This is a genomic window from Aminobacter aminovorans (genome assembly GCF_900445235.1).
Taxonomy (GTDB): domain Bacteria; phylum Pseudomonadota; class Alphaproteobacteria; order Rhizobiales; family Rhizobiaceae; genus Aminobacter; species Aminobacter aminovorans.
Genome location: NZ_UFSM01000001.1, coordinates 3,355,864 through 3,369,984, shown reverse-complemented (window position 1 = coordinate 3,369,984; position 14,121 = coordinate 3,355,864). Strand labels below are relative to the sequence as shown.

General features: G+C 61.5%; 11 protein-coding genes. 8 read left to right on the top strand and 3 right to left on the bottom strand.

Annotated elements, in window-relative coordinates; genetic code table 11:
• Positions 1-101: 101 nt before the first annotated feature.
• Positions 102-1,358 (bottom strand): SAM-dependent methyltransferase, encoded by a 1,257-nt coding sequence (locus DY201_RS16595; protein WP_115732139.1) that lies wholly within the window; start codon positions 1,356-1,358, stop codon positions 102-104.
• Positions 1,359-1,959: 601 nt separating this feature from the next.
• Between DY201_RS16595 and DY201_RS16590 the strand changes: the two genes are divergently transcribed.
• On the top strand, positions 1,960-2,247 hold the full coding sequence (locus DY201_RS16590) for a Dabb family protein (RefSeq protein ID WP_115732138.1): 288 nt from the start codon (positions 1,960-1,962) through the stop codon (positions 2,245-2,247).
• A 51-nt stretch (positions 2,248-2,298) separates the two neighbouring features.
• On the opposite strand, the gene DY201_RS16585 is transcribed toward DY201_RS16590, so the two are convergent.
• Complete coding sequence (locus tag DY201_RS16585) at positions 2,299-2,760, bottom strand: Ros/MucR family transcriptional regulator (protein ID WP_115732137.1); 462 nt, start codon at positions 2,758-2,760, stop codon at positions 2,299-2,301.
• Positions 2,761-2,925: 165 nt separating this feature from the next.
• Positions 2,926-5,775 carry an Rne/Rng family ribonuclease gene (locus DY201_RS16580; RefSeq protein WP_115732136.1) on the bottom strand — a complete coding sequence of 950 codons (2,850 nt, stop codon included), beginning with the start codon at positions 5,773-5,775 and terminating at the stop codon, positions 2,926-2,928.
• A gap of 652 nt (positions 5,776-6,427) precedes the next feature.
• Between DY201_RS16580 and DY201_RS16575 the strand changes: the two genes are divergently transcribed.
• The 7 genes from DY201_RS16575 (at position 6,428) to DY201_RS16545 (ending at position 14,052) form a co-directional block, all read left to right on the top strand.
• Positions 6,428-7,693, top strand: coding sequence for an N-acetylmuramoyl-L-alanine amidase (locus tag DY201_RS16575; RefSeq protein WP_115732135.1), 1,266 nt, complete (start codon positions 6,428-6,430; stop codon positions 7,691-7,693).
• A 218-nt stretch (positions 7,694-7,911) separates the two neighbouring features.
• Positions 7,912-10,362 carry a penicillin-binding protein 1A gene (locus DY201_RS16570; RefSeq protein ID WP_115732134.1) on the top strand — a complete coding sequence of 817 codons (2,451 nt, stop codon included), beginning with the start codon at positions 7,912-7,914 and terminating at the stop codon, positions 10,360-10,362.
• Between the two features lie 227 nt (positions 10,363-10,589).
• Entirely contained in the window at positions 10,590-11,060 is a 471-nt protein-coding gene (locus tag DY201_RS16565; protein ID WP_115733832.1) for a VOC family protein, read from the top strand.
• 123 nt (positions 11,061-11,183) lie between these two features.
• Positions 11,184-12,315, top strand: a protein-coding gene (gene prfB, locus DY201_RS16560; RefSeq protein WP_115732133.1) for a peptide chain release factor 2 whose coding sequence is annotated in 2 segments (ribosomal slippage) — positions 11,184-11,249 and positions 11,251-12,315 — 1,131 coding nt in all. Because the reading frame shifts where the segments join, the coding sequence is not laid out codon by codon here.
• A 130-nt stretch (positions 12,316-12,445) separates the two neighbouring features.
• The gene (locus tag DY201_RS16555) at positions 12,446-12,781 is read left to right on the top strand and encodes a cupin domain-containing protein (protein ID WP_115732132.1); all 336 of its coding nucleotides are present in this window, start codon (positions 12,446-12,448) and stop codon (positions 12,779-12,781) included.
• A gap of 103 nt (positions 12,782-12,884) precedes the next feature.
• Positions 12,885-13,253 (top strand): GFA family protein, encoded by a 369-nt coding sequence (locus tag DY201_RS16550; protein ID WP_115732131.1) that lies wholly within the window; start codon positions 12,885-12,887, stop codon positions 13,251-13,253.
• A gap of 151 nt (positions 13,254-13,404) precedes the next feature.
• Positions 13,405-14,052: a YiaD family glycine zipper/OmpA-like lipoprotein gene (locus DY201_RS16545; protein ID WP_115732130.1), complete on the top strand. Its 648-nt coding sequence runs from the start codon at positions 13,405-13,407 to the stop codon at positions 14,050-14,052.
• Positions 14,053-14,121 lie beyond the last annotated feature (69 nt).

Below are 14,121 nucleotides of genomic sequence, written 5' to 3'. Positions count from 1 at the left end.
GCAACGGTTCGGCTTTTTAGCGGCACAAAACAAGCAACAATAAGTTATGGTCCGCCGACCTCCAGTGTCCGGCAGGTCTGCATCATTGTGAATCGAGATTATCAGGCCTTATATACAACCTGCCTGACGTCGATATATTCGGCGCGGAAGCCGGCTTCGCAATAATGGAGATAGAACTCCCAGAGCTTTTTGAAGCGGTCGTCGAAGCCGAGCGGCACGATACGCTCCCAGGACGACCAGAAACGCGTTCGCCACTCGGCCAGCGTCCGGGCGTAGTCCTGCGGAAAGACTCGCTCGCGCAGATAGTCCAGGCCATGGTCTGCGCCGAGTGACTTGAGCAGCGTCGGCGTCGGCAACATGCCGCCGGGAAAGACGTAGCGTTGGATGAAGTCGGGCCGCTTGCGGTAGACGGGATAGGCCGCCTCGTTGATGGTGATGATCTGCAGGCCCGCAGTGCCGCCCGACGGCAGGCACTGCTTCATCTTGGCAAAGAACGCCGGCCAGTATTTTTCGCCCACAGCCTCGAACATCTCGATCGAGGCGATGCGATCGTAGCGGCCGGTCTCGTCGCGATAATCCTGCAACTTGAGCTCGACCTTGTCGGAAAGCCCGGCATTGTGGATGCGTTTCTGGGCGAAATCGAACTGCTCGCGGCTGATCGTCAGTCCGGTCACCTTGCAGCCGATCTCGCGCGCCGCAAACTCGGCAAAGCCGCCCCAGCCGCAGCCGATCTCCAGCACATGATCGTTCGGTCCGATGCCGGTGTCGCGTGCCAACGCCCGGTACTTTTCGGTCTGCGCGCCGGCGAGGTCGTTGGCGCCGGTTGCATAAAGCCCTGACGAGTAGGTCATGCTCGGATCGAGCCACTGGCTGTAGAAGGCATTGCCGAGGTCATAATGGGCGGAAATGTTGCGCTTGGAGCCGGTACGGGTATTGTCGTTGAGCCAGTGACGAATGCGCTGGATGGTGGAAAGCAGCCAGTTGGCACCCCCGGCAACACCTTCGCCGGCTTCGCTATTGACCACGAACAGTTCAAGGAAGCTGGTGACGTCAGGACTGTCCCAGTCGCCATCGATGTAGGATTCCGCGACGCCGATGGTTCCGCCGCTGAAAGCGCGCGAAGGCAGTTTCCAATTGTGAAGAACAATCTCTGCCTCTGGTCCCGGCGCCTTGCCGCCAACCAGGATGCTGCGTCCGTCCGGCATCTTCACCTTCAGCGAACCGCGAGGCAGGTGCAGCGCCGCCGACAGCGCCATGCGCACGCGTGCAGGCAAACCTCGGGCAATATCCGCGACGTTGCCTTCGTGAAGCTTCGTCACGCCGTGATTCGTGAAACCATCCGAGTTCCGCGGGGCCATCTCGACGTCCCAATTTTGCTGCCCGGTACGGCGTGTCGGGCCTGTTGCTCCAAGCTTGTGCACCGCTGCATTTGTCTGGTCGGATACGCGCCGCCGAACGCATCTCCGGTCAGTTCGCGATCGACTTGGCTCGGAGACGCCAAGCATTCCGCGCGCTGCGGTGAATCTGCCGTGATCTTCACCGTCAAAATCTCGAACTTCAAGTGACATCTGGCAAGCGCTGATATGCCAGACGTGGTCCTGAGAATTGGCCGAATGCAATCCGGTTGTCGCTTTGATTTTCTTTGTTATTAGATATTGCTAATGGTCTAGGGTGAAGCTGTGGCGCGCATCGTTTCCCGGATTTCAGCGCCACCCCGGGAGGGCATCAAATTCGCTACGTCATCGCGATAATGTGCGTCGCCTTGTTCCTCATCTGGGACATTCTGTACAACCACGGCGATGCCACTGCCAAAGCTGTACGCGAAGTGCATCGCATCGTCAGGATGGTCACGGACTGACGGATCTGCCGCGCCATCCGCGCTGCTGCGTTTTGCCCGATTGACGCCGGCCAAAAGCCGACCCAAAAGGCGCCAGCGAAGGCAGCAGAAGGAGTCGCGGCTTGATCCGGCACATCGTGTTTTTCAGTGCGCGGCAGAAACAGGACGTCGAGATGATCCGTGAGGAATTGTCGGCGCTTGGCAATATTCCGCACGCGACGGTCTTCGAAGTGACTGTCAACACCAAGGTCGACTGGTACTCCGACGAGATCGACATCGTCGTCTATGCCGAGTTCGCCGATCAGGCTGCGCTTGCCGCTTACAAGGCCCATCCGCTTTATGATCGGACGACGCAACGCGTGCGTCCGATGCGAGAACTGCGCTTCTCGGCGGATGTTGTCGCCGCGTAGCAAAAAACGCGCCCCGGGAGAGCCCGAAGCGCGTTCCTGAATTTCCAGAAATTATGCCTTCTTGGCGCGGCCGCGTGTCTTGGCCGGTGCAGCCACTGTCTTCGACGACGCAGCACCAGCCTTGCGGCCGAGGCCGAGCGACTTGGCCAGTTGCGAGCGCGCCGCGGCATAGTTCGGCGCAACCATCGGATAATCGGCCGGCAGGCCCCATTTGGCGCGGTATTCCTCAGGCGTCAGGCCGAAATGCACCGAGAGATGGCGCTTCAAAGACTTGAACTTCTTCCCGTCCTCCAGGCAGACGATGTAGTCAGGATGGACTGAGCGCTTCGGGTTCACCGCTGGCTGCTGGGCTTCGGCTGGCTCTTCGGCCGGCTGGTCGAGCGACAGGATCGACGCGTTGATGCTGGCGATCAACTCTGGCAGGCCAGTTGCAGGAACCTTGTTGTTCTCTACATAGGCGCTGACGATATGGGCAGTCAGTCCTAGGATGTCGATCTTGCTATCACTCGTCATCGGCCGTCTCTCCGGGCAGTATTAAAAGCAAACTATGAGTCTAACCATTTGCCGAGCCGTATATCGGTGCAAATGGGTTCGGACGGCAAGCAAAATAATCTCACAAATTGAAGACCCCGACCGGCGAATGCTGATCGGGGTCTTTTAGATCAGAGAAATGGAAGCTTAGAAAAAGCCCTTGCGCTGCCACCAACCGCCTTTTTTCGGCTTGGCATCGCCGGATGCAGCTTCTTCGGCCTCAACAACCGAAGTGACCACCGGTGTTTCAGGCGCGACCGGAGTTGCGGCCGGGGCTTCGGAAACGACGTCGTCCTCGGCCGGAGCGGCGGCGGCCTTGCGGCGTGGCGCACGCGGTTTTGCCGCCTTCTTGCCGGGCTTGGCTTCGGCTTCAGGTGCAGCGGCCTCGGCAACAACCTCGGCGGCGGGAGCCTCTGCAACTGCTTCAGCTTCGGCCTCTGCCTTCTTGGCCTTGGCCGAACGGCGCAGCGCCTTCTTCGGCTTGGCTTCGACGACAGCTTCCGGCTCGTCGGCGTCCACTTCGACCGTCACCACATCAGTGGTCACGACCTCGCTTGCAGCGGTCTCGGCGACGGCAGTGTCGTCGGCTGCGACCTGTTCGCTGCCTTCAGCCGACTGCTCTTCGTCTTCCTTGCGGTTGCGCTTGCCGCCCCGCTTGCCGCGACGCCGCTTCTTGGCTGCGGCATCTTCGGCCGCGGTCGCGTCGACGGCTGCGATTTCACCGGCTTCCTCGGAAACAACGGCTTCAGCGGCGACGTCCTCTTCGCCATCTTCGGCTTCGTTGGCCTCGCCGGCGACGACGGCACCTTCCTGCGGAGCGCCGTGCTCGCGGTCACGATCGCGGCCGCCACGGCGGCGCCGGCGCTTGCGGCGCTTGCGGTCATGCTGCTCACCGCCTTCGGCTGCAGCAGCCGGCTGTGGCGCACGCGCAGGCTGTGCCTCTACAACGACCGCCTCTTCTTCCTCTTCGACGATCTCGTCTTCGATTTCCTCAGGCTCTTCATAGGCCGGAGCCGCGACGGGCAGGGCGAAGTTCGCCGGCTTCTCGGCAATGGCGCCGCGGAAGATGGCATGGTTCTGCGAGCCGACGCTGTCGTCGGCCTCGAGCGTGATCGTCACCCCGAAGCGGTTTTCGAGATCGACCAGCGTTGAGCGCTTGTGGTTGAGCACGTAGAGCGCGGTCGCCACCGGCGTCTTGACGGTGATGTGGCTGCGCGAGTCCTTGAGCAGGAACTCTTCGATGGCGCGCACGACCTGGAGTGCCACCGAGGAGTCCGAACGGACATGGCCGGTGCCGCCGCAATGCGGGCAGGGCTTCATCGTCGATTCGAGCACGCTGGCGCGGATGCGCTGGCGCGACATCTCCATCAGGCCGAAATGCGAGATACGGCCGACCTGGATGCGGGCGCGGTCGTTCTTCAGGCAATCCTTGAGCTTCTTTTCGACCGCACGGTTGTTGCGGTTCTCCTCCATGTCGATGAAGTCGATGACGATCAGGCCGGCGAGGTCGCGTAGCCTGAGCTGGCGAGCGACTTCCTCGGCGGCTTCAAGGTTGGTGTGTAGTGCCGTCTCCTCGATCGAATGCTCCTTGGTGGAGCGCCCGGAGTTGACGTCGATGGCCACCAGCGCTTCGGTCTGGTTGATGATGATGTAACCGCCCGACTTCAGCGTCACCTGCGGCTGGACCATGCGCTCGAGCTGCGATTCGATGCCGCTGCGCACGAAAATTGGTGTGATGTCGCGGTAAGGCTGGACCACCTTGGCATGGCTGGGCATCAGCATGCGCATGAAGTCCTTGGCTTCGCGGTAGCCGTCTTCGCCAGCGACGAGAACCTCGTCGATGTCCTTGTTGTAGAGGTCGCGCACCGATCGCTTGATCAGGCTGCCTTCCTCATAGACCAAGGCTGGAGCCGTCGACTGCAGCGTCAGGCTGCGGACGTTCTCCCACAGGCGCATCAGATACTCGTAGTCGCGCTTGATCTCGGCCTTGGTACGGCTCTCACCTGCGGTGCGCAGGATGACGCCCATGCCCTTCGGCACTTCCAGATCGGCAACGACTTCCTTCAGGCGCTTGCGGTCCTGGGCATTGGTGATCTTGCGCGAAATGCCGCCGCCGCGCGCCGTATTGGGCATCAGCACCGAATAGCGGCCGGCGAGCGACAGATAGGTGGTAAGAGCAGCGCCCTTGTTGCCGCGCTCTTCCTTGACCACCTGGACCAGGAGAATCTGGCGGCGCTTGATGACTTCCTGGATCTTGTAGTGGCGGCGAACGGGCTTGCGGCGGTTGCGCACCTCTTCGAGCGCGTCTTCGGCGCCGACCGACTCGATCTCGTGGTCGTCGTGGTGGGTCGAATGCACTTCCTCGATCACGCCGCCGTTGTCGTTTTCGATGACCGTCGGCTTAGGTGCCCGTTCGGACACGACGTCGGCATCGACCGATGCGGCGATCGACGTCGGCTCGCGCTCGTCGGAACCACCATTGCCTTCATCGACAGCGGAAGCATCGGCATTGGCATCGGAAGCGTCGCTTGCGGCACTCGATTCGCCGTCATCCTCGGAGGACGCATTGTCGTCGTCGCTCGCACCCTCGGGCTTGTTCTCGTCGTTGCGGCCACGGTTCTTGCCGCCGCGCCGCCTGCGGCGGCCACGGTTGCGATCCTGGCTCTTGCTGTCGTCGCCGTCGTTGTCTTCGTCTTCTTCGTCCTCGGCTTCTTCCGCTTCGGCGCGCAGCAGCGCCTGCCGATCGGCGACCGGGATCTGGTAATAATCGGGATGGATTTCGCTGAAGGCGAGGAAGCCGTGACGGTTCCCGCCATACTCGACAAAGGCAGCCTGAAGAGACGGCTCAACCCGCGTTACGCGGGCGAGGTAGATGTTTCCTTTGAGCTGCTTCTTGTCCTGTGATTCGAAATCAAATTCTTCAATACGGTTACCGCGAACTACGACAACTCGTGTTTCCTCCGGGTGGGAGGCGTCTATCAGCATCTTGTTGGGCATTATTTGTCCTCCCGGCAGCCGTCAGCTGCGGCCTGCGGGAACTCGTCCGCCGCCGTGGGTTTGCTGATGAGTGGGTGCCGGATGATTTTGCGCCCGCCGGTCGCAGCCAAAACGCCATGGCGGTGCCGCCCGCTGCCGTGATGGCGCGGTTACCTGCGGACCTGTCCATGATTGCGTCTGTGGCCAATGCGTGACCTTGCGGAACCTTGTTTCAAATCTAAGCCCGGGAATCCGGACCAGTTACTTTGCTCTTACAGAGCCGGCGCGGAGATAGTGTCCGGCCGTTTTTCTCACGCAGTCGCTACCCCGCCACGGGCCGCGCCTGCGAATCTCGTCGCGATCACTGAAACTGTCTCTGTAGCGAGGCGGGCCATCGCTCGTCGCGTGGTTCCCTAGCGGAAGGCGCTGAGGGCGCGGGCCCTGGATTGCAGTGATCCAATGTCGCTTTTATGATTTGGCGAGGTTGAGCGCAACCCCGATTTCCGACGCCGGCAAAGGCGGGCGCGACAACGCTTTGGGGGAGTATTCCGACAAAGACTCGGTTAACCTTCTCTGGTTACCACTCGTTAATCGAGGGGGCCGCGTATTCGGCCTGCGATTGGTAGCGGCGTGCAATGACTGCACGCCTGCTTTTTGGAGCGGCAAGACTGAGATGTGGGCTGCGGTATTGACTGGCAAGAGCTTCCCGTTTGGGAGCATCCAGCCCGGCGGCGCGGTACGCCGTGCGGTGTTCGCGCTCTTGGCGTTCCTCACGGTCCTTGTCGGCATCGATTGCCAGCCGGTTCGCGCCGCCGAGACGATCAGGACGATCGACTACAAGATGGCAGGCGACGCGACTCATATGCGCATCGTCATGAATTTCGATCGCGAACCCGAGCCGAAGTGGTTCCTGCTGCGCAGCCCGCATCGTCTTGTCGTAGATCTGCCTGACGCCACCCTTGCGATCGACGCCAAGGACCTCAAGCCGCGCGGCCTGATCAAGAGCGTACGTTATGGCCCATCGGGCGAGGGGGCGTCGCGGCTGATCGTGACGTCGAAGGGGCCGTTCAACGTCGAGAAGGTCGATATCCTGAAAAATGAAGACGGGTCCGGTTATCGCCTTGTCGCCGACATTGCCGCTGCCTCCGAGCGTGAGTTCGATGCGGCGCTCGCCATTCAGGCAGAGACGACCGGCTCGACGACGCCCAAGACCGACAGGCTCGGCAAGATCGCACATCGCGGCGACCGCCCGTTCACGATCGTGCTCGATCCAGGTCATGGCGGCATCGACGGTGGCGCCGAAGGTCTGAACGGCACGGTCGAAAAGACCGTGACGCTGGCCTTCGCCAAGGAGTTGCAGGCAAAGCTTGCGTCCAACAACGCCTACAAGGTCGTCCTGACTCGCGAGGGCGATGAGTTTCTCCGCCTGGACGACCGTGTCCGCATCGCCCGCCAGCAGGAAGCCGACCTGTTCATTTCGATTCATGCCGATACGATCAGGCTCAAAGGTATCCGTGGTGCTACCGTCTACACCGTGTCGGACAAGGCTTCAGATGCCGATGCGCAGGCACTGGCCGATCGTGAAAATCTTTCCGATCAGCTGGCCGGTGTCGATGTCGCCGAAGAAGACCATGCGGTCTCTGACATTCTTGTCGATCTGATCCGGCGCGAGACGCACGGCTTTTCGACCCGTTTCGCGCGCTCGCTGGTCGGCGAGCTGTCGCCGACTGTCGGCATGATCAACAACCCGCATCGTTCGGCCGGCTTCCGGGTACTCAAGGCGCCTGATGTGCCGTCGGTCCTGGTCGAACTCGGCTATCTCTCCAATCCTCAGGACGAAGAGCAGCTTCGCAGTGCCGATTGGCGCGAGAAGGCGGCGGCGAGCATTTCCAAGGCCGTCGCAGCCTTTGTTGCCGAAAGGGGCGCTACCGGCGGCTGAGACGGGATTGCTCTGGCCTGCAGATGGCATTGCCGGCGGGTCACGGAACGGGCATTTGTGGTGTTTTAGGTCAGAATCTTTGGCGCTGGCGGGCTGTTGCCGTATTTTGTCCACAAGCGCGCGACATGGGTGGCCGATTGCGGACCGGGACAATACCTGCAGCTTGCGATGATGGCGGGTTGGTTTAGGGAATCCCCGGACGTTGTACTGGAGCGGGCATGATTCGTCTTATCGGCTATTTCTTCGGCATCGGCACGACGCTTGCGCTCGTTGTCGCGGCTGGCGTGGCGCTCTATCTCGGCCAGCTGACCAAGGAACTCCCCGACTACGAGGTGCTTGCCAAATACGAGCCGCCGGTGACGACGCGTGTCCACGCTTCCGACGGCGCGCTGATGGGCGAATTCGCACGCGAGCGCCGGCTCTATCTGCCGATCCAGGCCGTGCCCGATCGCGTCAAGGCAGCCTTTCTGTCGGCCGAAGATAAGAACTTCTACAATCACCCCGGCATCGACGTGACCGGCCTCGGCCGCGCCGTGCTGACCAACTTCCAGAATTTCGGTTCCGGCCGCCGGCAGGTCGGTGCGTCGACCATCACCCAGCAGGTCGCCAAGAACTTCCTTCTGAGCTCCGACCAGACCTATGAGCGCAAGATCAAGGAAATGGTTCTGGCCTTCCGCATCGAGCAGGCCTACTCGAAGGACCGCATCCTCGAACTCTACGTCAACGAGATCTTCTTCGGCCTCGGCGCCTATGGCATTGCCGGTGCCGCGCTGACCTATTTCGACAAATCGGTCAACGAACTGACCGTCGCTGAAGCTGCCTATCTCGCCGCGCTGCCGAAAGGCCCGTCGAACTATCACCCGTTCAAATATGCCGATCGTGCCATAGAGCGTCGCAACTGGGTGATCGACCAGATGGTCACCAATGGCTATGTGTCGCGCGATGAAGGCGACAAGGCCAAGGCCTCGCCGCTCGGCGTGACTCCGCGCCGCACCGGCACCTATGTGTTCGCGGGTGAGTACTTCACCGAAGAAGTGCGCCGCGAACTGATCGCACGCTATGGCCAGGACGCGCTTTACGAGGGCGGCCTGTCGGTCCGCACCACGCTCGACCCGAAGCTTCAGGCCATGGCGCGAAAGGCCATGCAGTCGGGCCTGGAGAAGTACGATCGCCTGCGCGGCTATCGCGGCCCGGTCAAGAACATCGACATCTCGGGCGACTGGGGCACGGCGCTCGGCGAGGTCAAGGCGCTGGACGACATTCCCGAATGGCGTCTCGCCGTCGTGCTCGACAGCTCCAAGACCGGCCTCGAGATCGGCCTTCAGCCTAAGCGCGAGATTTCCGGCGCGCTGTCCAAGGACCGCGAGACGAGCACAGTGTCGAAGGACGACATGAGCTTTGCCATGCGCTATGTCGCCGACGGCAAGCGCGTGAAGGCCAATTCTCCGTCCGAAGTGCTGAAATCCGGCGACGTGATCTATGTCGAGAAGAACGAAGGCGACAGCTATGCGCTGCGCCAGGTGCCTGAAGTGTCGGGCGGCCTCGTCGCCATGGATCCGCACACCGGCCGCGTGCTAGCCATGGTCGGCGGCTTCTCCTATTCGCAGTCCGAGTTCAACCGCGCGACCCAGGCGATGCGCCAGCCAGGTTCGGCCTTCAAGCCATTCGTTTATGCGGCAGCACTCGACAACGGCTACACGCCGGCCTCGGTGATCATGGACGGCCCGATCACCATTCAGTCGGGCAACACCACCTGGACGCCGAAGAACTATGACGGCAAGGCTGCCGGTCCCTCGACCCTGCGCGCCGGCATCGAGCGCTCGCGCAACCTGATGACTGTGCGCCTTGCCAACGACATGGGCATGAAGACGGTCGCCGAATATGCCGAGCGCTTCGGTGTCTACGACAAGCTGGCGCCTTATCTGCCGATGGCGCTGGGCGCGGGCGAGACCACCGTCATGCGTATGGTCTCGGCCTATGCCGTGATGGCCAATGGCGGCCGCCAGATCAAGCCGTCGCTGATCGACCGCATCCAGGATCGCTACGGCAAGACGGTATTCAAGCATGACGAACGTGGCTGCGAAGGCTGCGTCGCCACCGAATGGGCCAATCAGCCCGAGCCGGAGCTGGTCGACAATTCCGAGCAGGTGCTGGACCCGATGACCGCCTACCAGATTACCTCTATGCTGGAAGGCGTCGTGCTGCGCGGCACGGCGACCACGCTGCTGTCGCTCAACCGGCCGATTGCCGGCAAGACCGGAACGACCAACGACGAGAAAGACGCCTGGTTCGTAGGCTACACGCCCAACCTCGTTGTCGGCTTGTACATGGGCTACGACAAGCCCCAGGGGCTCGGCAAAGGCACGACCGGCGGCGGTCTCGCTGCACCGGTGTTCAAGGATTTTATGACGGTGGCACTCGAAGGTACGCCCAAGAGCGACTTCGTCGTACCGGCCGGCATGAAGCTGATCTCGATCGACCGCAAGACCGGCATGCAGGCAGCCGAAGGCGCGCCGGGTACGATCATGGAAGCCTTCAAGCCAGGCACCGGCCCTGCCGACAGCTACTGGGTCATCGGCATGGGTGAGGACGGCACCAATGGCTACGGTGAAGCCCTGTCGCCGCAGGCCAGCAAAGCCATCAGCGAAGGTGGCGGCGGCCTCTACTAGGATCGCTGATCGGCCGGCATTCGCCGGAACGTCGATTGAACTGACGAATGCGCGCGGCCTAGCCGCGCGCATTTTTGTTTGCGCATGTCAGTCTCGACTGCTTGAAAATACCCAAATAGTTATATAGCCTTTTGGTTATTGAAATGGCCGCCCGTGATTGCGTCATGGGGTGGGCATGAAACAGCCGGTGACGGCGCGACAGTCGAAATTTCAGCGAGGAGAAGATGATGCAGAAGATCAGCCCATTCCTTTGGTTCGACGACCAGGCCGAAGAGGCGGTGACGTTTTACGTTTCGGTGTTCAAGAATTCTAGGATAGGCAAGGTGACCCGCTATGGCGAGGCGGGACCAGGGCCTGCCGGCAGCGTCATGGTCGCCGAGTTCGAGCTCGAAGGGCTGCATTTCACGGCCTTGAACGGCGGTCCGATGTTCAAGTTCACCGAAGCGATTTCGATGAGCATCGACTGCACGGATCAGCCCGAGGTCGACCACTTCTGGAACAAGCTGTCCGAGGGCGGCCAACCAGGCCAGTGCGGCTGGCTGAAGGACAAGTTCGGGCTTTCATGGCAGGTCGTCCCCGAGGCACTGCCGCGGTTGCTTGGCGATGCCGATGGCGCCAAGGCCGGCCGGGTCATGCAGGCGATGCTGCAGATGACCAAGATCGACGTCGCCAGGCTTGAAGCTGCTTATGCCGGCTAGGCGTATGGGCAGGCCGGAAGGCGCCGGCCCATTTTGCTTTACAGGGGGCGGCCTCATCCCTATGTTCCGCGCGGATTCAACAACCGCCTTCGGGCGCGAAACAAGCAAAAAGAAGCAATCTCCATGCGCGCGGAAACGCAGAACATCGTCGACGAAATCAGGCAGGCCATAAGCCTGCTGAGGAGGCATCTTTGACTGGGATCAGGCGATAAAGCGGCTTGATTACCTGAATATGCGGGCAGAGGACGGCAACCTCTGGAACGACCCGCAGGAAGCCCAGAAGCTGATGCGCGAGCGCCAGTCGCTCGATGACAGCATCAATGCGATCAAGGGCCTGAGCCAGGCGCTGGACGACAATATCGGCCTGATCGAGATGGGCGAGGAAGAAGGCGACGCTGACATCATCAGCGAGGCCGAAACCGCCATTCGTTCGCTGGCCGGCGAGATCCGGGCGCGCCAGATCGAGTCGCTGCTGTCGGGCGAAGCCGACCAGAACGACACCTATCTCGAAGTCCACGCCGGTGCTGGTGGCACCGAGAGCCAGGACTGGGCCAACATGCTGCTGCGCATGTACACCCGCTGGGCCGAACGCCGTCGCTTCAAGGTCGAGGTTCTGGAAGTCCATGATGGCGAAGAAGCCGGCATCAAGTCTGCCACGCTGCTGATCAAGGGCCACAATGCCTATGGCTGGCTGAAGACGGAATCGGGCGTTCATCGCCTGGTCCGCATTTCGCCCTATGACAGCAATGCGCGTCGCCACACCTCGTTCTCCAGCATCTGGGTCTATCCAGTGGTCGACGATTCGATCGAGATAGACGTCTCGGAATCGGATGTGCGCATCGACACCTACCGTTCGTCGGGCGCTGGCGGCCAGCACGTCAACACCACCGACTCGGCGGTGCGCATCACGCACATCGCCACCGGCATTGCCGTAGCCTGTCAGGCCGAGCGCTCGCAGCACAAGAACAAGGCCAAGGCCTGGGAAATGCTGCGCTCGCGCCTCTACGAGGAAGAGCTGAAAAAGCGTGAGGCCGTCGCCAACGCGACGGAATCGGCCAAGACCGACATCGGCTGGGGTCACCAGATCCGCTCCTACGTGCTCCAGCCCTACCAGTTGGTGAAGGATCTGCGCACCGGCGTCGAAAGCACCAGCCCGTCCGACGTTCTCGACGGTGACCTCGACGACTTCATGGAAGCGTCGCTGTCGCAACGCATCGAAGGCGGGGCAGGGCAGGCGGTCGCCGACCTCGACTAGCGTTTTCTGGCGCCCGGTCGTCGCGAAAGCGTGATGACCGGGCTGCCTGTCGCTGGAACATTTCAGGTAAGATTTCGTTAAGCGTGCGGGAGCAGGATTCGCTTGGGAGGTAATCTCAGGGGATGACGCTATGCGTCCAGGAAACCTCCGCCTGCGCCGATATGCCCTTGCAGTGTCTGCGCTCGTGCTGATTTCGATCAGCGCACCGCCCGCCTTTTCCCATGATGCGCCCAAAGGCTGGACCTATCCTTTCTCTTGCTGTTCCGGCTATGACTGCCGCGAGGTGCCCAAGAAGGCGATAAGCGAGCGGCCACAAGGCTATGTCATCGAGGGCACTGGCGAGGTGGTAACCTACCAGGATGCACGGATCCACGAATCGCCTGATGGCCAATATCATTGGTGCTCCGTCGCGGGTGCCGATGACAGCAAAACCATCTGCCTGTTCGTGCCGCCGAAGTCCTACTGACAATCCTGACAGCCGTTCTGCTGACACCAGCGTGTCAGCAGCGTCTCGCTATGGTGCGCCGTCGCAGGAAAGCGACCCAAAACGACATGCGAGGAATACCAGGATGGTGATCAAGGGCAGCTGTCACTGCAAGGCGACTATGTTTGAGGTAACGGAGGTGCCAGAGACGGTGACCTTCTGCACCTGCACGTTTTGCTCCAAGCGTGGTGCGCTTTGGGCCTATTACGTGCCTGCCCAGTTCAAGCTGACCAGTCCGCCCGAAAACGTCTCGATCTACGCGCGCGATGCGAGCGTGGTGAAGCATGGTTTCTGCGCTATCTGCGGCTGCGGTACCTTCACCGAGACGCCTGACTGGTCGACCGGCGAAGCCGACTTCGACAATCCCAAGGTCAGCGTCAATGCGCGCCTTTTCGATGATTTCGACCTCGATCGGATCGAAGTCGTCGTGCTCGACGGCAAGAACCTCTGGTAGCCGACCAATTTGTCCTGCAGTCAGGTCCGGGTTTGCCCATTTGCCACTGCTTCCGTTCCGTTTTTCGCCGTATTTCATGCTACAAGGCCGGTGAAGGGCTTTGCGCGAAACGCCCGGCGCGTTTTCGCGGTACGGAGAGGGACATATCCTTATGAAGAAGACAGTGATTTTCGCGCTGGCTGGCAGCATGCTTGTCGGTGCGTGCACGACCGATCCTTATACCGGTCAGCAGAAGGTTTCGAACGCCGCTGCAGGTGCTGGTATCGGTGCACTCGCCGGCGCCGGCCTTGGTCTGCTCGCCGGCGGCAATGACCGCCGCAACGCGCTGATCGGCGCTGGTGTCGGCGCACTCGCCGGTGGTCTCGCCGGCGGCTACATGGACCGGCAGGAATCCGAATTGCGTGCCCAACTGCAGGGCAGCGGCGTCAGCGTCACCCGCGCCGGCGACCAGATCATCCTGAACATGCCGTCGAACATCACCTTTGCCACCGACCAGGACGCGGTGAAGGCCGGCTTCTACAACACGCTGAACTCGGTGGCGCTGGTGCTCAAGAAGTTCAATCAGACCACCGTCGACGTGTTCGGTCACACCGATTCGACCGGCGGCGACCAGCACAATTTCGACCTGTCGCAGCGTCGCGCGTTGTCGGTCGCCAACTACCTCGGTGCCCAGGGCGTCGATTCGCGCCGTTTTGCCGTCACCGGTTTCGGTGCGACCCGTCCGATTGCGTCCAACGCCACTGCGGAAGGCCGCGCACAGAACCGCCGCGTCGAAATCCAGCTGTCGCCGCTCACCTGAACTGCAGACGGACAGGCAAGCTCACGAAACACGGCCCCCTTTGCGGGGCCGTTTTTCATAGGCCGCGTG

Excerpts from the sequence above, each read along its gene's own strand:
- DY201_RS16595 (WP_115732139.1), bottom strand. The coding sequence starts at position 1,358 with ATGGCCCCGCGGAACTCGGATGGTTTCACGAATCACGGCGTGACGAAG.
- DY201_RS16585 (WP_115732137.1), bottom strand. The coding sequence starts at position 2,760 with ATGACGAGTGATAGCAAGATCGACATCCTAGGACTGACTGCCCATATC.
- DY201_RS16580 (WP_115732136.1), bottom strand. The coding sequence starts at position 5,775 with ATGCCCAACAAGATGCTGATAGACGCCTCCCACCCGGAGGAAACACGA.
- DY201_RS16575 (WP_115732135.1), top strand. The coding sequence starts at position 6,428 with ATGTGGGCTGCGGTATTGACTGGCAAGAGCTTCCCGTTTGGGAGCATC.
- DY201_RS16570 (WP_115732134.1), top strand. The coding sequence starts at position 7,912 with ATGATTCGTCTTATCGGCTATTTCTTCGGCATCGGCACGACGCTTGCG.
- DY201_RS16565 (WP_115733832.1), top strand. The coding sequence starts at position 10,590 with ATGCAGAAGATCAGCCCATTCCTTTGGTTCGACGACCAGGCCGAAGAG.
- DY201_RS16555 (WP_115732132.1), top strand. The coding sequence starts at position 12,446 with ATGCGTCCAGGAAACCTCCGCCTGCGCCGATATGCCCTTGCAGTGTCT.
- DY201_RS16550 (WP_115732131.1), top strand. The coding sequence starts at position 12,885 with ATGGTGATCAAGGGCAGCTGTCACTGCAAGGCGACTATGTTTGAGGTA.
- DY201_RS16545 (WP_115732130.1), top strand. The coding sequence starts at position 13,405 with ATGAAGAAGACAGTGATTTTCGCGCTGGCTGGCAGCATGCTTGTCGGT.